Source organism: Lentzea terrae, from assembly GCF_003265345.1.
Classification (GTDB): domain Bacteria; phylum Actinomycetota; class Actinomycetes; order Mycobacteriales; family Pseudonocardiaceae; genus Lentzea; species Lentzea terrae.
Genome location: NZ_QFWW01000018.1, coordinates 62,807 through 85,152, shown reverse-complemented (window position 1 = coordinate 85,152; position 22,346 = coordinate 62,807). Strand labels below are relative to the sequence as shown.

The following is a 22,346-nucleotide window of genomic DNA, read 5'->3' as shown; positions in this document are numbered from 1 at the left end:
ACTCGGTCGTGATCAGCGGCAGCGAGTTCGAGGGCTACCAGAGCATGGGCAGCGCCGGCACGTTCGCGTCCGGCCGCGTTTCCTACACCTTCGGCTTCGAGGGCCCGGCCGTCACCGTGGACACGGCTTGCTCGTCGTCCTTGGTGGCTTTGCACCTGGCCGCCCAGGCCCTGCGCAACGGCGAATGCTCCCTGGCCCTGGCCGGCGGCGTGACGGTCATGTCCACGCCCTCCACCTTCGTGGAGTTCTCCCGCCAGCGCGGCCTCTCCGCGGACGGCCGCTGCAAGTCCTTCTCCGACGCGGCCGACGGCGTGGGCTGGGGCGAGGGCGTCGGTCTCCTGGTCCTGGAACGCCAGTCGGACGCTATTCGCAACGGACATGCTGTTTTGGCGGTCGTGCGCGGCTCCGCGATCAACCAGGACGGCGCTTCGAACGGCCTGACCGCCCCGAACGGCCCGTCGCAGCAACGCGTGATCCGCTCGGCCCTGGCCTCCGCCGGCCTGTCCGTCTCCGACGTCGACGTGGTCGAAGCCCACGGCACCGGCACCACACTGGGCGACCCGATCGAAGCCCAGGCTCTGCTGGCCACCTACGGCCAGGACCGTGCCACGCCACTGCTCCTCGGCTCCATCAAGTCGAACATCGGCCACTCCCAAGCGGCCGCGGGCGTCGCCGGCGTGATCAAGATGGTCCACGCCATGCGCCACGGCCTCGTCCCGGCAACCCTGCACGCCGACGAGCCCTCCACCCACGTGGACTGGGACGCCGGCGACATCACCCTCGTCACCTCCGCGACCTCGTGGCCGGCGGTCTCCCGCCCACGCCGCGCCGGCGTGTCCTCCTTCGGCGTGTCCGGCACCAACGCCCACGTGATCCTCGAGGCCCCAGAACTGTCAGACCCGCCTGAGATGATTGGGATGGGGGGTGGCTCCCCCCAGGGGGCCCGCCAACCCGGATCGATCCAGGCGGGCGTGCCGTGGCTGGTGTCGGCCAAGTCGGCGGCTTCGCTGGACGCCCAGGTCGCTCGGGTGCTGGAGCTCGACGGGGATGCGCGCGACATCGGTTACTCGCTCGCGTTGAAGACGCAGTTCGACCACCGGGCCGTGGTGCTCGACGGGCGCGTTGCCGCCAAGGGGGCAGTGAGCGGGAAGCCGCTGGCGTACGTCTTCTCCGGGCAGGGCTCCCAGCGGCTGGGCATGGGGCGCGAGCTGTATGAGTCGTTCCCGGTGTTCGCGCGCGCGTTGGACGAGGTGTTGGAGCACCTTGATGTGCGTGACGTCATGTGGGGCGACGACGTCGAGGCATTGAACCAGACCGGGAACACACAGCCCGCGATCTTCGCGATCCAGGTCGCGCTGTACCGGCTGCTGGAGTCGTTCGGCGTGCAGCCCGCGAAGGTCGCCGGGCACTCCATCGGCGAGATCGCTGCCGCGCACGTTGTCGGGGTGTTGAGCCTTGCGGACGCTTGTCGGCTAGTGAAGGCGCGTGCGTCGTTGATGCAGGCGTTGCCGGCCGGTGGCGCGATGGTGTCGGTCATTGCGTCCGAAGAAGAGGTGTGCGCGCACCTGACTGATGGCGTGTCCATTGCCGCCGTCAACGGACCGCGGTCCGTGGTGATCGCGGGCGTCGAAGAAGAAGTGCTCGCCCTCGCTGAGCGGTGGAAGAACAAGCGGCTCAAGGTCAGTCACGCGTTCCACTCGCCGTTGATGGAGCCGATGCTCGACGACTTCCGCGCGGCGATCTCGGACATCGAGTTCCACGAGCCGGTTGTCGGAATGTCAACATCCGGCGATGTCACCACCGTCGACTACTGGGTCAACCACGTGCGTGACGTGGTGCGCTTCCACGACAACGTCACCGCATTGGGTGACGCCACGGTCCTTGAAGTCGGGCCTGACGCGCAGTTGACGGCGATGGTTGACGGGTTGATTCCGACGTTGACGCGCGTCAAGTCTGATGTTGAATCAATGTTGACTGCATTGAGTCAAGTACACATTGACGGCGTCAATGTTGACTGGATGCAGCTGTACACCGGTGGTCGACGGGTCGACGTGCCGACGTATGCGTTCGACCACCAGTCGTTCTGGCCGGAGAACACCGCGAAGTCGGACGTCCGGTCCGCAGGCCTCGGCGCGGTGGAGCACCCGCTGCTCGGCGCCGCAGTCGAACTCGCCGGAGGAGCCGGCTACCTGTTCACCGCGCGGCTGTCGCGGCGGTCGTGGCTGGCCGACCACACCGTGCACGGCGCGGTGCTCGTGCCGGGTGCAGCACTCGTCGAACTGGCCGTCCGGGCAGCGGACGAGGTCGGGCTTGACCGCGTCGAGGAACTGACGCTCGCGGCGCCGTTGGTGCTGCCGGAGAGCTGCGGCGTCCAAGTCCAGCTGATCGTGGGAGACGAGGAGAACGGCCACCGGTCGATTTCGATCTACTCCCGGCCGGAGAACGCGGTCGACGAGCCGTGGACAGAACACGCGACGGGTGTGCTCGGGTCGGGCGGAGTCGTTGCCGAGGTTGGCGAGTGGCCGCCGCGTGCGGAGCCGGTCGACGTTGCGGATGCCTACGAGCGGTTCGCGGAGAGCGGGTTCGAGTACGGGCTGGCGTTCCAGGGGCTGCGGGCGGCGTGGCGGGACGGCGACACCGTGTTCGCCGAGGTCGCATTGCCTGAGGGTGTCGCGGCGAGCGGGTTCGGGTTGCACCCGGTGCTGCTCGACTCGGCACTGCACGCGGCACTGCTCGTCGATGGCGGCGCCGGGCTGCCGTTCTCCTGGGAAGGCGTGTCACTGCATGCCACCGGAGCGACGGCGTTGCGCGTGAAGCTGACCCGCAACGGCAGCAGCATCGCCATCGCCCTGGCTGACACGGCTGGGACGCCGGTCGCGTCGGTGGACGCGTTGGTGGTGCGGGCGGTGTCCGCCGAGCAACTCAGCACGATCGACCGCGACTCGCTGTTCCAGCTCGACTGGGTCGAGGTGGAGGTGCCCGCAGAGCCTGCTGCGGACGTCGTGGTGGAGCACGTTGTCGCCGAAGGTGAGGTCGTCGAGGCCACGCACGCCCTTGTCGCGCAAGCGTTGGCGCGGTTGCAGGAGTGGATCGCTCAGGAGCGGCCGGAGAAGCTGGTGTTCGTCACCGGCATGGGCTGCCTGGCAGGTGCGGCGGTGCGGGGTCTTGTGCGGTCGGCGCAGACCGAGCACCCCGGCCGGTTCGGCATCATCGACACCGACTCCGGCGAGCTCGTGTCGCGGGCGTTGGGCATCGACGAGCCCGAGCTGATCATTCGTGCCGGCGTGGTGAAGGCCGCTCGGCTCGCGCGGGTTGCCGCCGTGCAGCGCGAGGTCGCGTGGCAGGGCCCGGTGCTGATCACCGGCGGTACCGGCGGGTTGGGTGGTGTCATCGCGAAACATCTTGTCGCGCGGGGTGTTGACGAGCTGGTGCTGGTCAGCCGGCGCGGTGAGAAGCCGGAGTGGGTTGTCGAGCTGGACGCGCGGGTCACGGTCGCGAAATGCGATGTCAGCGACCGCAAGGCCGTGCAGAAGCTGGTGAGGAAGCATCCGGTCCGGTCGATCGTGCACGCCGCCGGTGTGCTGGACGACGGTGTGATCGAGTCGCTGACGCCCGAGCGGGTGTCGGCTGTCCTGCGGTCCAAGGTCGACGCGGCCTGGAACCTGCATGAGCTGTTGCCTGAGGCCAAGCTCGTGTTGTTCTCGTCGGTGGCCGGCACGCTCGGCAGCGCGGGCCAGGGCAACTACGCGGCCGCCAACGCGTTCCTCGACGCCCTCGCAGAGCACCGGCCGAACACGGTGTCGCTGGCCTGGGGCGCCTGGGAAGGCGGCATGGCCGGGCATCTGTCCGAAGTGGACGTCGAACGCATGCGACGCGCCGGCATGCCGCCGATCTCGGTGGAGCAGGGCGTTGAGCTGTTCGACGCGGCCATCGCGCACGAAGGTGCCTTGGTGCCGGCCCGGCTCGACCTCGCTGTGCTGCGGGCCAAGGGTGACGTGGCTCCGCTGCTGCGCGGCTTGGTGCGGACGCGCTCGAAGCGTTCCGTCGCGGGTTCCGACACCGCGGTCACGTTGGTGTCGAGGCTGTCGGCGTTGTCCGAAGCCGACCGGCTGGAGGCGTTGCTCGAGGTCGTTCGCGCCGAAGTGGCGGGCGTCCTGGGCCACGGTGGCGCGCATGCCGTTGATCCGGCGCAGCAGTTCCGCGACCTCGGGTTCGACTCGCTGACCGCCGTCGAGCTGCGCAACCGGCTGACCGCGTCGACCGGTATCCGCCTGCCCGCGACGTTGATCTTCGACTATCCGACGTCCGGCGCGCTGGCGTCCTATCTGCGCGACGAACTGCTAGGTGCGGTCTCGCCGGTGGAGTCGTTGCCCGCGTTGGTGTCCACTTCGGATGATCCGATCGTCATCGTCGGCATGGCGTGCCGTTACCCTGGCGGTGTCACGACGCCGGAAGAGCTGTGGCGGCTAGTGATCGACGAGGTCGACGCGGTGACCGGGTTCCCGGCCGACCGCGGCTGGGACCTCGAAGGCCTCTACCACCCGGATCCGGACCACATCGGCACCTCCTACACGCGGTCCGGTGGCTTCCTGCACGACGCGGCCGAGTTCGATCCGTCGTTCTTCGGGATGTCGCCGCGGGAGGCGCTGGCGACCGACACCCAGCAGCGCCTGCTGCTGGAGACCGCCTGGGAAGCCCTCGAACGCGCGGGCATCGACCCGACCTCGTTGCGGGGCAGCGCGACCGGTGTGTTCACCGGCTTGATGTACAACGACTACCAGTCCGTCGTCGGTGGCGGCGACATGGAAGGGCACCAGGGGCAGGGCAGCGCGGGCAGCGTTGCGTCGGGCCGCGTGTCCTACGTGTTCGGCTTCGAGGGGCCCGCGGTCACGGTCGACACGGCGTGCTCGTCGTCGCTCGTGGCGATGCACTGGGCGATCCAGTCGCTGCGGTCGGGGGAGTGCTCGCTCGCGCTCGCCGGTGGTGTGACGGTGATGTCGACGCCGTCGACGTTCATCGAGTTCTCCCGGCAACGCGGTGTTTCCGAAGACGGACGCTCCAAGGCGTTCTCCGACTCCGCGGACGGCGTCGGCTGGGCCGAGGGCATCGGCCAGGTGGTGCTGGAACGCCAGTCGGACGCTTTGCGCAACGGCCACCGCATCCTCGCGGTCATCCGCGGCTCGGCGGTCAACCAGGACGGCGCTTCGAACGGCCTGACCGCGCCCAACGGCCCGTCGCAGCAACGGGTGATCCGCGCGGCGCTGGCCTCGGCCGGGCTGTCGGTCGCCGATGTCGACGCCGTCGAGGCGCACGGCACCGGCACCCCGCTGGGCGACCCGATCGAGGCGCAGGCTTTGTTGGCCACCTATGGCCAGGACCGCTCCACGCCATTGCTGCTCGGCTCCATCAAGTCGAACATCGGCCACTCCCAGGCCGCCGCGGGTGTCGCGTCGGTGATCAAGATGGTGCAGGCGCTGCAGCACGGCGTGTTGCCGCGCACGCTGCACATCACGTCGCCGTCCTCGCACGTCGACTGGGAGACCGGCGCTGTCGAGCTGCTCACCTCCACGCGCTCCTGGCCTTCCGTGGATCGTCCACGCCGCGCTGGCGTCTCGTCGTTCGGCGTCTCCGGCACCAACTCCCACCTCATCCTCGAGGCCGCAACCCCCACCCCGTTTTCTGTGGACAACTCGACGCCTGTGGACAGCTCGGCCGTGGTCGGTCTCCGCGGCCCGGATTCGTCGGTGCCGGGTGAGATGATTGGAGTGGGGACCTCGGTCTCCCCCCGGGGCCCCCAGTCGGGATCGATTCCGACGCCGTGGCTGGTGTCGGCCAAGTCGGCGGAGGCGTTGGAAGCTCAGGTCGAGCGGGTCAGGGCGGTTGAGGCTGACGCGGTTGATGTCGGGTTCACGTTGGCGGCGCGGGCGAGCTTTGATCATCGGGCGGTGGTCATCGGGGACGAGGTGGTCACCGGGCAGGTCGCGACTGCGGGCAAGGCCGTGTTCGTGTTCCCCGGCCAGGGCTCGCAGTGGGTCGGCATGGGACGTGAGCTGCTGGCGAGCAACGAGGTGTTCGCGCGCCGGATCGCGGAGTGCGACGAGGCGTTGCGGCCGTACGTGAGCTGGTCGCTGGTCGAGGTGCTCAGCGAAGAGTTGCCGCTGGATCAGGTCGACGTCGTGCAGCCGGTGTTGTGGGCGGTCATGGTGTCGTTGGCCGAGGTGTGGCGCTCGTATGGCGTTGAGCCGCAGGCGGTTGTCGGGCACTCGCAGGGTGAGATCGCGGCGGCGGCCGTTGCCGGGGCGTTGAGCCTGCAGGACGCGGCACGTGTGGTGGCGTTGCGGTCGCAGGCTGTTGATGAGGCGTTGTCGCGGCGTGGTGGCATGTTGTCGGTGTCGTTGCCCGTCGACGAGGTGCGGCCGCTGATCGCGCGTTACGGGGAACGGGTGGCGGTCGCGGCGGTCAACGGGCCGCGGTCGACGGTGGTCGCCGGTGAGGTCGAGGCGCTCGCGGAGATCGTGGCCGAGTGCGTCGAACGCGAAGTCCGGGCCCGGATGATCGCGGTGGACTACGCGTCGCACACGCCACAGGTCGAGGCGATTCGCGAGCGGGTGCTCAACGACCTCACCGGAATCGAACCCCGCACCAGCACGATCCCGCTGTACTCCACGGTGACCGGCGAGCCGATCGACACCGCGATCATGGACGCCGGCTACTGGTTCACCAACCTGAGGCAGACGGTCGAGTTCGAGAAAGCCACGAACGCCTTGCTGCGCGACGGTTTCCGGTTCTTCGTCGAGCCGAGCGCGCACCCGGTGCTGACGATCGGTGTCGAGCAGACCGCGGGTGACCACGACGCGGTCGTGCTCGGGACCCTCAGGCGCAACGAGGGCGGACCCGAGCAGCTGCTCAAGGCACTGGCGCAGGCCCATGTCAGCGGGCTGGACGTCACCTGGGACTTTCCTGGTGGCAAGCTGATCGACCTGCCGACGTACGCCTTCCAACGGCAGCGGTTCTGGCCGGCGCGGCGGGTTCGCTCCGGTGACCCGTCCGGGCTGGGACTCAGCGCGGTGGAGCATCCGCTGCTCGGTGCGGCGGTCAGTGTCGCGGGCAGCGAGGACGTGCTGTTCACGTCGAGGTTGTCGGCGCGCTCGCACCCGTGGCTGGCGGATCACGCGGTCAGCAGCACAGCTCTGTTGCCCGGCACGGCGTTCGTCGAGCTGGCGGTCAGGGCCGGGGACGAGATCGGCTGCGAGAAGCTGGACGAGCTCACGATCTCCGCGCCGCTCGTGCTCGCCGGCTCGGTGCAGCTGCAGGTCGTGGTCCGAGGTGAGGACTCCAGCGGGCGCCGGTTCGTGATCTACTCGCGCACCGAGGACGACGCACCGTGGGTCGAGCACGCTTCTGGAAGTCTGTCTGCAGGCAGTGTAGACAGTGACTTCGACGCGACGACGTGGCCGCCGAACGCGGAAAGCGTTGACGTTGAAGGGGCTTACGAACGGTTCGCGGACATGGGCTTCGAGTACGGGCCCGCGTTCCAGGGACTGCGTGCGGTGTGGCGGGACGGCGACGACGTGTACGCCGAGGTCGTCACGTCCGAGGACACGACGGGGTTCGGGTTGCACCCGGCGTTGCTGGACTCAGCGCTGCACGCCGCATTGCTCGCGAAGGACGGCGCTGGACTGCCGTTCTCGTGGGAAGGCGTGTCGCTGCATGCCACCGGTGCGACGGAGCTGCGGGTTCGGTTGCGGTCCAACGGCGACGCGATGGAGATAGCGCTCGCCGACACGGCCGGACAGCCGGTCGCGACGGTCGAGTCGCTCGTCGTGCGGCCTGTTGCGTTGCCGCAGAACGAGATCGATCGCGACTCGCTGTTCCGGGTCGAGTGGACGCCGGTCGCGTTGCCTGCTGAAGCAGCGGAAAACGTGGTCGTCGAGCACGTCGTCGGCGACGGCAACGTCATCGAATCGACGCGGACGCTGACGTCACGGGTGCTCGCCAAGCTCCAGGAGTGGATCTCCGGCGAACGCGCTGAGCGGCTGGCTTTCGTGACGCGCGAAGGAGATCTCGCCGGTCAGGCGGTGTGGGGGCTGGTGCGGTCGGCGCAGTCCGAGCATCCCGGCCGGTTCGTGCTGGTCGACATCGACGACGACGCCGTTCTGCCGCAAGCGCTTGCCGCGGACGAACCGCAGCTGCGCATCAGGCAAGGACAGCTGCAGGCGCCGCGCCTGAGCCGTGTCGCAGCGGCGCAGGAGATCGTCTGGGAAAGCCCGGTCCTGATCACCGGCGGCGGTGGACTCGGTGGCGTGATCGCGCAGCACCTCGTGGCAGCGCGCGGCGTTACGGAACTGATCATCGCCAGCCGGAGCGGCAAGAAGCCGGACTGGCAGGTGGACGCGACCGTCAAGGTCGTCAAGTGCGACGTCAGTGACCGCAAAGCGGTGCAGCGGCTGCTGAAGAAGCACGCTGTGAAGTCCGTTGTGCACACGGCCGGCGTGCTGGACGACGGCGTGATCGAGTCGCTGACGCCCGAGCAGTTCGACACTGTGCTGCGACCCAAGGTCGACGCGGCATGGCACCTGCACGAACTGTTGCCGGACGCCAGGATCGTGCTGTTCTCGTCTGCTGCGGGCATTCTCGGCGGCGCGGGCCAGGGCAACTACGCCGCGGCCAACGCGTTCCTCGACGCGCTCGCCCAGCACCGGCCGAACACCGTGTCGCTGGCCTGGGGCACCTGGGAGGCCACGGTCGGCCTCACCGGTTCGCTGACCGATGCCGACCGGGAACGCCTGGTGCGGGCTGGAATGCCGCCGATCACCCCGGCGCAGGGCACCGCGCTGTTCGACGCGGCGGTTGCGAGCGGCGAAGCGGTGCTGCTGCCCGCGCGCCTGGACCTGGCGACGTTGCGAGCGCAGGGCGACGTTCCTCCGTTGCTGCGCGGCCTGATCCGGACTCGCGCGCGCCGCACGGTCGCCGGATCGGACGCGGCGACCGGCCTGGCTGCGAAGCTGCGTCCGTTGGGGGCCGCCGAACGCCTCGACGCGCTGCTTGAGCTGATCCGCGCGCAGGTCAGCGCGGTGCTGGCGTTGGAGAGCTTCGACGCCGGGCGGGCGTTCCGCGACCTAGGCTTCGACTCGTTGACCGCCGTCGACCTGCGCAACCGTCTCACGGCGGTGACCGGGCTGCGGCTGCCCGCTACGTTGGTGTTCGACTACCCGACGGCGCACGTGCTGGCGACGTTCCTGCGCGACGAGCTGTTCGGCGCGGACGGCGGCGCGGTTGTTGCGACGCGGACGGTTTCGGACGACGACCCGATCGTTGTCGTGGGCATGGCGTGCAGGTTCCCCGGCGGGGTGTCGACACCCGAGGAACTGTGGCAGCTGGTGCTCGACGGCACGGACGCGATCTCCGAGTTCCCGTCCGACCGCGGCTGGGACCTCGACACCTTGTTCTCCGGCAACGACATCGGCACCTCGGCCACGCGGCTCGGCGGCTTCCTGCACGACGCGGGCGACTTCGACCCGGCGTTCTTCGGGATGTCGCCGCGGGAGGCGCTGGCCACCGACTCGCAGCAGCGCCTGCTGCTGGAGACGGCGTGGGAGGCGTTCGAACGTGCCGGGATCGACCCGGTCTCGTTGCGGGGCAGCGCGACCGGTGTGTTCGCCGGCGTCATGTACAACGACTACGCGCAGCTGCTCGGCGGTGAGTTCGAGGGCCACCACGGCACCGGATCGTCGCCGTCGGTCGCGTCCGGCCGAGTGTCCTATGTGCTCGGTCTCGAAGGCCCGGCCGTCACGATCGACACCGCGTGCTCTTCTTCTTTGGTGGCAATGCACCTCGCCGTGCAGTCGCTGCGGACGGGGGAGTCGTCGCTGGCGCTCGCCGGTGGTGTCGCGGTGATGTCGACGCCCGCGACGTACGTCGAGATCTCCCGGCAGCGCGGCGTTTCCTCGGACGGGCGGTGCAAGGCGTTCTCCGAGGGCGCGGACGGCACCGGGTTCTCCGAGGGCGTCGGTCTGCTCGTGCTGGAGCGGCAGTCGGACGCCGTGCGGCACGGCCACAACATCCTCGCGGTCCTGAAGGGCACGGCCGTCAACCAGGACGGTGCCTCCAACGGCCTGACCGCGCCGAACGGTCCTTCGCAGCAACGGGTGATCCGTGCCGCTTTGGCATCGGCGGGCCTTTCCGCGGCTGACGTCGACGCCGTCGAAGCCCACGGCACGGGCACGTCGCTGGGTGACCCGATCGAGGCGCAGGCGCTGCTCGCGGTGTACGGGCAGGACCGCGCCGAGCCGCTCTACCTGGGCTCGATCAAGTCGAACATCGGCCACACCCAGTCGGCGGCCGGTGTCGCCGGCGTAATCAAGATGATCATGGCGCTGCAGCACGGCGTGCTGCCGCAGACGCTGCACGTGTCCGCGCCCTCTTCGCACATCGAGTGGGACGCGGGTGCCGTCGAGCTGCTCACGTCGTCGCGTGACTGGCCTCAGGTGTCCCGGCCGCGTCGCGCCGGTGTGTCGTCGTTCGGCATCTCGGGCACGAACGCGCACGTCATCCTCGAGGCCCCGGAATTGTCGGACCTGCCTGAGATGATGGGGATGGGGGGTGGCTCCCCCCTGGGGGTCGGCCAATCGGGATCGATTCCGCAGGTCGGGGCGGTGTCGGCTGGGGCGATGCCGTTGGCGGTGTCGGCCAAGTCGGCGGGGGCGCTGCGGGCCCAGGTCGAGCGGATCAAGGCGCTGGTGGCGGACGGCGCGGAGCCGATCGACGTCGGGTTCTCGCTGGCCGGGCGGAGCAGGTTCGAGCACCGGGCGGTGATCATCGGCGACGAGGTCGTCGAAGGCGCGGTGGCGGACGGACCGGGGCCGGTGTTCGTGTTCCCCGGCCAGGGCAGTCAGTGGCCCGGCATGGCGGTCGCGCTGCTCGACGAGGACGAGACGTTCGCGCGGTGGATGGCCGAGGCGGACCGGGCGATCGCGGACCAGACCGGCTGGTCGGTCATCGAGGTGCTGCGCGGCGACGCCGAACTTCTCGAACGCATCGAGATCCTGCAGCCCGCGCTGTTCGCGATCATGATCTCGCTCGCCCAGACGTGGCGCGCCAACGGGGTGGAGCCCGCGGCGGTCGTCGGCCACTCGCAAGGGGAGATCGCGGCCGCTTACATCGCCGGTGCGCTCAGCCTCGACCAGGCCGCGCAGATCGTGGTGAAGCGGTCGCAGCTGTTCGCGGACGAGCTCGTCGGCAACGGCGCGGTCGCCAGCATCGCCCTGCCGGCACACGAAGTCGAGAAGTTGCTGCCGGAAGAGCTGGCGATCGCGGGCGTCAACAGCCCGCACGCCTGCACGGTCGCCGGCGCGATCCCCGAGCTCGAGAAGTTCGTGGAGAGCTGCGTCGCCAAGGACATCCGAGCCCGCGTGATCGGCAGCACGGTCGCCTCGCACTGCGCGCAGGTCGACCGGCTCCGCGACCAGATCCTGGAGCTGTTCCACGACATCACGCCGCAGACCAGCAGCGTGCCGTTCTACTCGACCGTCACGGCCGAGCGCATCGACACCGTCAACCTGGACGCCGAGTACTGGTTCCAGAACGCCCGTCAGCCCGTCAGCTTCGCCAAGGTCGTCGAGAGGCTTGTCCAAGACGGCCACCGCGTGCTGATCGAAAACAGTGCGCACCCGGTGCTGATGCTGCCCGCGCAGCAGACGGCGGAAGCGATCAACACCGAGATCGTCGCGATCGGCTCGCTGCGCCGCGACCAGGGCGACAAGCAGCGGTTCACCACCTCGCTCGCCGAGGCGTGGGTCGCGGGGCCCGGCGTCCAGTGGCGGTACCCCAACGCCAAGAAGGTAGTGCTGCCGACGTATCCGTTCGACCGGCAGAGGTTCTGGCCGGAACCGCTGGTCAAGGACACCTCCGACCCGGTCGACGCCGAGTTCTGGGAGCTCGTCGACAACGGCGGTCTCGAGGACTTCGGCGTCGAGCAAGGTGTCGCGCAAACGCTCGCGCAGTGGCGCAACCGGCGCAAGTCCGAATCCACAATGGACACCTGGCGCTACCGCGACCAGTGGACCCCGGTCATCGTCACGGGAACGGCCACCGGCACGTGGCTCGTCGTCACGTCCGGCACCGAAGCCCAAGACGTGATCGACGCGCTGAACGCCGTGCACATCGACGTCGACGAGCAGATCAGCCGGGAAGACCTCATCGCACGACTGCCGGAGACGATCGACGGCGTCATCGCGATGACCGGCCTGCAAGCGACGATCACCCTGGTCCAAGCACTCGCCGAAGCCGGAGTCAGCGCGCCGATCTGGGCCGTCACACGCCAGGCCGTCGCGATCGGCACCGAGACCGTGGACCCGGACCGGACCGCGATCTGGGGGCTCGGCCGCGTCGCCGCGCTCGACCTGCCGCGTCGCTGGGGCGGCCTGATCGACCTGCCCGAGACGCTGGACGCCAAAGCCGCGCAACGGTTCGCAGCTGCGTTGACCGGCACCGAGGACCAGGTCGCGATCAGGGACAACGGCGTGTTCGCCCGCCGTCTCGTCCGCACGAACGCCCACCACAGCCCTGATTTCCAGGCGTCTGGCACGGTGCTGATCACCGGCGGCACCGGTGCGCTGGGCGGCCACGTGGCGCGCTGGATGGCCGAGGCCGGCGCCGAGCACCTGGTGCTCACCAGCCGACGCGGCCTCGACGCCCCTGGCGCTCGAGAACTCAAGGCAGAGCTGGAAAGCACCACGCGCGTGACGATCGCGGCCTGCGACGCAGCAGACCGGGAAGCGCTGGCAAACCTGCTCGCGAGCATCGACGACCTCTCGACGGTCGTCCACGCGGCGGGCATCGGCACTGGCGACGCCCCGATCGACGAGCTCCGCTACGAGGACATCACCGCGTTGCTCGACACGAAGATCACCGCGGCGAAGCACCTGCACGAACTGGCGCCGGAAGCGCGTTTCATCCTGTTCTCGTCCGGTGCGGCGAGCTGGGGCAGCGGCGGCCAGCCCGCGTACGGCGCGGCCAACGCCTACCTCGACGGCCTCGCCCACCTGCGCCGGTCGCAGGGTCTCAAGGCGACGTCGATCGCGTGGGGTGCGTGGGCAGACGCCGGCATGGCGGCCGACCACGGCATGTACGAGGCGCTGCAACGGATCGGCATCGGCTCGATGCCGCCCGAGCTCGCGATGAGGGTGCTGCGCCAGGCCGTCGCCGACGACCAGACCCAGCTCACCGTCACCAACATCGACTGGGCCAAGTTCGCGCCCAGCTTCACCGCCGAACGCCCGAGCCCGCTGCTCACCGGCATTCCCGAAGTACGCGCCGCCCTCGCCGAGGAACCCGTTGAGGAGTCGGAGCTCAAGCAGCGGCTGGCCAAGCTGAGTGAAGCCGAACGAGACCGCGCGCTGCTCGACCTGGTCCGAGCAGAGGCAGCGAAGACGTTGGGTTACGCGGAAAGCGACCAGGTCCCGGTCGGCAGGGCGTTCCGCGAGCTCGGTTTCGACTCGGTCACCGCGGTCGAGATGCGCAACCGCCTCAAGACCGCGACCGGCCTCGCACTGCCCGCGACGCTCGTGTTCGACTACCCGACCGCGACGACGCTCTCACAGCACCTGCGAGACGAGCTGTTCGGTGGCACACAACAGATCGAGGTCCGCGCGGCCACCCAGGTCACGGACGACCCGATCGCGATCGTCGGCATCGGCTGCCGCTACCCCGGTGGCGTCACCACGCCGGAAGCGCTGTGGGACCTGGTGTTCGAGGGCCGCGACGTGATCTCCCGGTTCCCGACCGACCGCGGCTGGGACCTGGACCGGCTCGCCAGCTCCACGTTCGAGGGCGGCTTCCTCGACGCCGTCGCCGACTTCGACGCGGGCTTCTTCGGCATCTCGCCGCGCGAAGCGGTCGTGATGGACCCGCAGCAGCGCCTGCTCCTGGAAACCTCCTGGGAGGCCTTGGAACGCGCAGGCATCGACCCGACCTCCTTGCAGGGCAGCCTGACCGGCGTCTTCGTCGGCACGACCGGGCAGGACTACGAGTCGCTGCTTAACCGGTCGCTGGAGGAGACCGGCCCCTACGCGACGACGGCGTTCTCGGCGTCAGTCCTGTCCGGCCGCATCTCCTACCTGCTCGGACTCGAAGGCCCCGCGGTCACGATCGACACCGCCTGTTCGTCGTCGCTCGTTGCCATGCACTGGGCCGCGCAGGCTCTGCGCAACGGTGAGTGCGACCTCGCGCTGGCCGGTGGTGTCGCGGTCATGACCACACCGAACGCATACTCCGCCTTCACGGCGGCCGGCGGGCTCGCACCGGACGGCCGCTGCAAGGCCTTCGCCGAAGCCGCCGACGGCACTGGCTGGTCCGAGGGCGCCGGCGTGGTGCTGCTGGAACGACTCTCCGATGCGCGGAAACACGGTCATGAGGTGCTCGCCGTGCTGCGCGGCTCCGCGATCAACCAGGACGGCGCCTCCAACGGGCTGACCGCGCCGAACGGTCCGTCGCAGCAACGCGTTATCCGGCAGGCGCTGGCCACCGCCGGGCTGCATCCGTCCGAGGTGGACGCGGTCGAAGCGCACGGCACGGGCACGACGCTGGGCGACCCGATCGAGGCGCAGGCCGTGCTTGCCACGTACGGGCAGAACCGGGAAACGCCGCTGCTGCTCGGCTCCATCAAGTCGAACCTCGGCCACCCGCAGTCGGCCGGTGGTGTCGCGGGCGTGATCAAGATGATCATGGCGTTGCGCCACGGTGTGCTGCCGCAGACGCTGCACGTCGACGCACCGTCGTCCAATGTGGAGTGGCAGACCGGCAACGTCGAGCTGCTCACCGAACGTCGTGACTGGGCCGGCAACGGCCACCCGCGCCGGGCCGGCGTCTCGTCGTTCGGTGTCTCCGGCACGAACGCACACGTGATCATCGAGGAGGCGCCGGAGTTCGCGGCGGCGGTTCCTGAGGTGACGGTCAGCGCCTCGGTAGCGCCGCTGGTGGTGTCTGGCCGGTCCGAGGAGGCGCTGGCTGATCAGCTTGCGCGCCTTGGCTCGGTGGATGCCTCGCAGCTCGACCTCGCCTACTCGCTGGCGGTGTCGCGCAGCTCGTTCGAGCACCGGGTGGTGCTCGTCGACGGCGTCGAGATCGCCAGGGGAGAGGTGGCCGAGCGCGACCTGGCGCTGCTGTTCACCGGGCAGGGCTCGCAGCGGCTCGGCATGGGCCGGGAGTTGTACGAGCGGTTCCCGGTGTTCGCGGACGCTTTCGACGCGGTGCTCGCGCACCTCGACCCGTCGTTGCGGTCGATCATGTGGGGCGACGACGCGGAGTCGTTGAACCAGACCGGCAATGCGCAGCCCGCGATCTTCGCGCTGGAAGTGGCGCTCTACCGGCTCGCGGAGTCGTTCGGGATCAAGGCCGATCGGCTCGCCGGTCACTCGATCGGCGAGATCGCGGCCGCGCATGTCGCGGGCGTGTTCAGCCTCGAAGACGCGTGCACGCTGATCTCCACGCGGGCCTCGCTGATGCAGGCGTTGCCCACTGGTGGCGCGATGATCGCGATCGAGGCGAGCGAGGACGAGATCACGCTCACGCCTGGTGTGTCGATCGCAGCGGTCAACGGGCCGAACGCGGTGGTCGTCGCCGGGGTCGAGGAGGAAGTCCTCGCGATCGCCGCCTCGTTTGAGGGCCGTCGGACGAAACGGCTTGCGGTGTCGCATGCCTTCCACTCGCCGCTGATGGACCCGATGCTGGCCGACTTCCGCTCGGCCATCTCCGGACTGACGTTCAACGCTCCGGAGATCCCGCTCGTGGTGCACGGTGACGTTACTTCGCCCGAGCACTGGGTCCGGCATGTCCGCGACACCGTGCGATTCCACGACACGATGCGGACGCTCGACGGCAGCACGTTCCTGGAGATCGGACCCGATGGCGTGCTGTCGGCGATGGTCAGCGGTATCCCGTTGCAGCGCAAGGACCGTGGTGAGGAGCAGACGTTCGTCGCTGGGCTCGCTCGCCTGCACGTCAGTGGCGCGACCGTGGACTGGAGCTCACTGTTCGAGGGCACGGGAGCGCGGCGGGTGGACCTGCCGACGTACGCGTTCCAGCACGAGCGCTACTGGCCGACTGTGCTTGACGTCGCGCCGGTCGACCGAGCAAGGTCCTCTGTGGACTCGTGGCGCCATCGTGAGTCGTGGGAACGGATCACGCCGCGCGGCTCGGTTTCGGGTACCTGGCTGGTTCTCGGCGCGGAGGACGACTTTGCTCGCGAGGTTGCGGCGGCGGTCAGCGGCACCGTGGTGCAGGAGGTTCCGGAGGGCCCGTTCGACGGGATCGTGTCACTGCTGGCGTTGGACGGTGCTGTTGATGAGAACGGCGTGCCGCGTGGCGTGATCGCGACGATGGAGCTGATCCAGTCGTTGGCGCGCAAGGGTGTCAGTGCCCCCGTATGGGCGGTGACGCGCGGCGCGGCGACCAGTGCGACGCAGAGCGCGGTCTGGGGTCTCGGCCGGGTGGCGGGGCTGGAGCTGCCCGCGCAGTGGGGCGGTTTGGTCGACGTCACTGGCGACGTCGCTCAGCTCGCTGCGGTGCTCGTCGGCGATGAGGTCGAGGTTGAGATCCGGGCGGACGGAGTGTTCGCGCGACGTTACAACGCTGCCGAGCCGACTGAGGCGATGTGGGAGCCTGCTGGCACCGTCATCGTGACCGGCGGCACGGGGGCGCTCGGCACGCACGTCGCCCGCGACCTGAAGGAACGTGGCGTCGACAAGATCGTGCTGGTCAGCCGGCGCGGGCTCGGTGCGCCAGGTGCAGTTGAGCTGCGCGACGAGCTCGGCGCGGAGATCGTGGCGTGCGACGTTGCGGACCGGGCGGCGGTTTCCGAGCTGCTGAGCACGTATTCGCCGAACGCCATCGTGCACACGGCTGGCGTGCTGAGTGACGGCGTGCTGGAAAGTCTTGCGCCGGAACGGTTCGCGGACGTGTTCCGCTCGAAGGTTTTGTCTGCGTTGGTGCTCGACGAGTTGACGCGCTCGCTGGAACTGGACGCCTTCGTGCTGTTCTCGTCGGTCGCCGGTGCGCTCGGGAATCCCGGCCAGGCGAACTACGCGGCCGCGAACGCCGTGCTCGACGCGATCGCGCGAGACCGACGAACCGCCGGGCTACCCGCCACGTCGATCGCGTGGGGTGCGTGGGCCGGTTCCGGCATGGCCGACGGTGTCGGTGCGGACCTGAGCGCGATCACGATGCGGCCGGACCTGGCAGTGGAGTCGATGTGGCGTGCGGTCGCGGAGGAGGCGCCGACTGTTGGTGTCGCGATTCTGCCGGCGAAGCCCAAGGCGCGTAAGAAGGTTGTTTTCGGTGGTGACGTGCTGGAGGCCGTGCGGACGGCCGTCGCGTCGGTGCTCGGTTACGCCGGACCGCACGCGGTGGGCGTGGACAAGGAGTTCCGCGACCTCGGGTTCGACTCGCTGACCGCGGTCGAGCTGCGCAACCAGCTGTCGGCGGCGACCGGTCAGACGCTGCCCGCCTCGCTGATCTACGACTACCCGACGCCACGCCGCCTTGCCGACCATCTGCGCGGTGGTGCGGCTCAGTCGTCGGACACCGTCGTCGCGCGCAACGACGAACCGATCGCCATCGTCGGTATGGCGTGCCGCTTCCCCGGTGAGGTGAACACGCCTGAGGAGCTGTGGCAGCTGCTGCTCGACGGACGTGACGGCATGGGCGCGTTCCCGGTCGACCGCGACTGGGACGTGGAGTCGGTGCTGTCGACGTCGATCACCCGCGAAGCCGGCTTCCTGGCCGGGACCGCGGACTTCGACCCGGCGTTCTTCGGGATCTCGCCGCGTGAGGCTCTCGCAATGGACCCGCAGCAGCGGTTCCTCCTCGAGACGACGTGGGAAGCTTTTGAGCGCGTTGGCGTCGACCCCCTCTCGTTGCGCGGTTCGCAGACCGGTGTGTTTGTCGGCACCAACGGCCAGGACTACGCAACGCTGCTGACGTCGTCGGCGGAAGACACGGAAGGACACGCGGCCACGGGTCTCGCGGCCTCGGTCATCTCCGGTCGCCTGTCGTACACCTTCGGCTTCGAGGGCCCCGCGGTCACCGTCGACACAGCGTGTTCCGCCTCTCTTGTGGCGATGCATCTCGCGGTGCAGGCGCTGCGCGGCGGTGAGTGCTCGCTCGCCGTATCCGGCGGCGCGACGATCATGACCACGCCCTACGCGTTCGCCGAGCTCACCCGGCAGGGTGCGCTGGCGGCTAACGGCCGGTCGAAGGCGTTCTCCGACGACGCCGACGGCGCGGGCTGGTCCGAGGGCGTCGGCATGGTCGTGATGGAACGGCTGTCCGACGCGGTGCGCAACGGCCACCAGGTGCTGGCGGTGATTCGCGGCTCGGCGGTCAACCAGGACGGCGCTTCCAACGGCCTGACCGCGCCGAACGGCCCCTCGCAGCAGCGGGTGATCCGTGCTGCTCTCGCGAACGCCGGTCTGTCCGTTGGCGATGTCGACGCCGTCGAGGCACACGGCACGGGTACGGCGCTGGGTGACCCGATCGAGGCTCAAGCCCTGATCAACACCTACGGCGCGGACCGGTCATCGCCGCTGTGGCTGGGTTCGGTGAAGTCGAACATCGGCCACACGCAGGCGGCCGCGGGTGTCGCGGGCGTGATCAAGATGGTGCTGGCACTGCAGCACGGCGTGCTCCCGCAGACGCTGCACGTCGCCGCGCCTTCTTCGCACATCGACTGGTCGGCGGGCACGGTCGAGCTGCTGACATCGGCCCGTGAGTGGTCGCCGAACGGCCACGCGCGCCGGGCGGGCGTCTCGGCGTTCGGCATCTCGGGCACCAACGCGCACATGATCCTCGAAGAGGCGCCGCCATCGGCCGTCTCGCGCGCGGGGGTCCCCCCGGTTTCCAGCGTACTCACTGAAACGCCTGGCCAGGGCGCCGCTGCGGAATCTGTGGACAACTCAGCGACTGTGGACAACTCGGCCGTTGTGGATCTTCGCAACGCTGGATCGTCGGTGCCGGATGCGACGATTGGAGTGGGGACCTCGGTCTCCCCCCGGGGGGCCCAGGCGGGATCGATTCCGTTGGTGGTGTCGGCGAAGTCGCCGGCCTCGCTGAAGGCTCGCATCGAGCAGGTGCGCGCGCTCGAAGGCAAGGCGGAGGACATCGGGTTCTCGTTGTTGACGACGCGGTCGGTGTTCGATCACCGTGCGGTGCTCATCGGGGACGAAGTGGTCCAGGGTGTGGCGCAAGAGAGTGCGCCGGTGTTCATCTTCCCCGGCCAGGGAAGCCAGTGGCACGGCATGGCGGTCGAACTGCTGGACGAGGACGAGACGTTCGCGCGAAGCATGGCGGAGTGCGAAGAGGCGATCGGCAAGCTCGTCGACTGGTCGGTCGTCGATGTCCTGCGGGGCGAGGCCGAGCTGTTGGAACGCATCGAGATCCTGCAGCCGACGCTGTTCGCGGTGATGGTGTCGCTGGCCGAGACGTGGCGACAGAACGGCGTCGAGCCGGCCGCGGTCGTCGGCCACTCCCAGGGGGAGATCGCCGCCGCCTACATCGCCGGGGCGCTCAGCCTCGACGAAGCGGCCAAGATCGTGGTCCTGCGGTCCCAGCTGTTCGCGGACGAACTCGTCGGCAACGGTGCGGTCGCCTCAGTAGCACTCCCGGTCGAGGAGACGCGCAAGCTGATCGAGCAGTGGCCGGTGTTGTCCATCGCAGGTATCAACAGTCCCAACGCGTGCACGGTCGCCGGCGCGCTGCAGGAGCTCAACGAGTTCGTGGAACTGTGCCAGGCCAGGGAGATCCGGGCGAGGGTGGTGGCAAGCACGGTCGCCTCGCACGGGCCGCAGGTCGAGCCACTGCGCGAAAAGCTCATGGACCTGCTCGGCACGATCACGCCGCGGTCGAGCGACATCGCGTTCTACTCGACGGTCAAGGGCGAGCGCATCGACACCGCGACCCTCGACGCCGATTACTGGTACGAGAACGCGCGCAGGCCCATCGAGTTCGTCGCCGTCACGCGGAAGCTGATCGAGGACGGCTACCGGGTGTTCGTCGAGTCGAGCCCGCACCCGGTGCTCACGATGTCCGCGCAGGCCACGGCCGACGCGGACGGCGCGGAGCTGGTCACGGTCGGCTCGCTCAGGCGCGACCAGGGCAACAGCCGAAGGTTCACCGTGAGCCTCGCCGAGGCATGGGTCGCGGGTCTCGACGTCCAGTGGCGATACCCAGGCGGGAAGAAGATCGACCTGCCGACGTACCCGTTCAGCCGCAGCAGGTTCTGGCCGAAGGCGAGCGCCAAGACGGAAACCGCCGAGGACAGCGCGTTCTGGCAGCTCGTCGAGAACGGCGACCTCACGGAAGCGCTCGGCGTGGACGCGGAGAACGTCGTTCCGGCACTCAGGGAATGGCGCGCGAGGCAACAACAGCAGTCCACAGTAGACGGATGGCGTTACCGCGACTCGTGGCAGCTGCTGCGAGGCGTCCAGGCGACCGGGATCAACGGTACGTGGCTCGCGGCGGTCCCCGAGCAGACCGACGAGTGGACCGAAGCGGTGCTGAAGACGTTCGGCGACGACGTCGTGAGGATCACGGTCAGCAACAACGCCGAACGCGCGCTGCTGGCCACCGAGCTGATCGGCATCGAACCGGTCGGCGTGATCTCGTTGCTCGGCACGGAGAACACGCCGCACGACGAGTTCACCTCGACGCCGCTCGGCCTTGCGCTGAACGTCCTGCTCGTCCAGGCACTCGGCGACGTCGGCAGCACCGCACCGTTCTGGGCCGTCACGAAGCAGGCGATCTCGACCGGCGCCACCGACCACGTCACCAACCCGGAGCAGGTCGCGTTGTGGGGCCTCGGCAGGGCCGCCGCGCTGGACCTGCCGCGCCGCTGGGGTGGCCTGGTCGACCTGCCGGAGACGATCGACGGCCAGATCGAACAGGGCCTGGTCGCCGCGATCACCAACGGCGGCGGCGAGGACCAGCTGGCGGTCCGTGACACCGGCGTCTACGGTCGCAGGCTTGTTCCCGCCCAGCGCGCGCCGAAGTCCACCGAGTGGACGCCGCGCGGCACAGTTCTGATCACCGGTGGCACCGGCGCGTTGGGTGGCCACGTCGCCCGCTGGGTCGCCGGACGTGGCGCCGAGCACGTGCTGCTCACCAGCCGCCGCGGTGACCAAGCACCTGGCGCGCAGGAACTGCGTCAAGAACTCGAAGCGTTCGGAGCCCGCGTCACCATCGCGGCCTGCGACGCGTCGGATCGCGAAAGCCTCAAGTCGGTGATCGACAGCGTCACCGATCTGCGAGCGGTCGTGCACGCGGCCGGCATCGTCGAAGGCAACGCGCCGACCGACGAGCTCGGCATCGACCAGCTGGATCGCCTGCTCAAGGCCAAGATGACGAGTGCCTGGCTGCTGCACGAGCTGACGAGCGAGCTGGACGCGTTCATCCTGTTCTCGTCCGGCGCGGCGAGCTGGGGCAGTGGCGCGCAACCCGCGTACGCCGCCTCCAACGCCTACCTCGACGGCCTCGCGCACTTCCGCCGGTCCCAAGGGCTGAAAGCCACCTCGATCGCGTGGGGTGCCTGGGCCGACTCCGGGATGGCGTCGGAGAACGAGGAAGGCGCCGAACAGCTGCGCCGCCGCGGCGTCCACACGATGAAACCGGACCTCGCGATCACCGCGCTGCAGCAGGCGGTCGAGGACGGCCACACATCGTTGACGATCACCAACATGGACTGGGAGAAGTTCGCGCCGAGCTTCACCGCGTCCAGGCCGAGCCCGCTGCTGATCGGCATCCCGTCGGTCCAGAAAGCCCTGGAAGAGCCAGAAGCGACGGACTCGGGGCTCAAGGAGCGGCTGCTGGCGTTGCCCGAGGCGGAACGGACACGCACGCTGCTCGACCTCGTCCGCACCGAAGCAGCGGCGACGCTGGGCTTCGAGAGCGCGGAGGCGTTCGGGCCGACGAGGGCGTTCCGCGACGTCGGCTTCGACTCGGTGACAGCCGTCGACCTGCGCAACCGCCTCAAGGCGGTCACAGGCGTGGCGCTGCCCGCGACGCTGGTGTTCGACTACCCGACACCCGCGGCGCTGGCCCAGTTCATCCGCACGGAGCTGCTCGGCGAGGTCGCGGCCGCAGACGACCCCGAGGCGCACATCCGGGAGACGCTGGCGTCGATCCCCGTCAGCCGCCTGCGCAGGGCCGGCCTGCTCGACCTCGTCCTGCAACTTGCCCAGGAGAGTGGGGAAAACAACAGCGCTCCGGATGTTGTGCTTGCAGCCGAGGCGGAATCGATCGACGACATGGACGGCGAAGCCCTCCTGCGTCTGGCGATCGGGGATGCCATGAACTAG

General features: G+C 69.3%; 1 protein-coding gene (cut by a window edge). It reads left to right on the top strand.

Translation table 11 applies throughout. The features are described from left to right. A protein-coding gene (locus DI276_RS52250) for a type I polyketide synthase (RefSeq protein ID WP_232836815.1) crosses the window boundary here: on the top strand, window positions 1-22,346 show its 3' portion. It extends 5,278 nt beyond the left edge of the window; only the last 22,346 of its 27,624 coding nucleotides appear in the window; its start codon lies beyond the left edge, outside the window; its stop codon occupies window positions 22,344-22,346.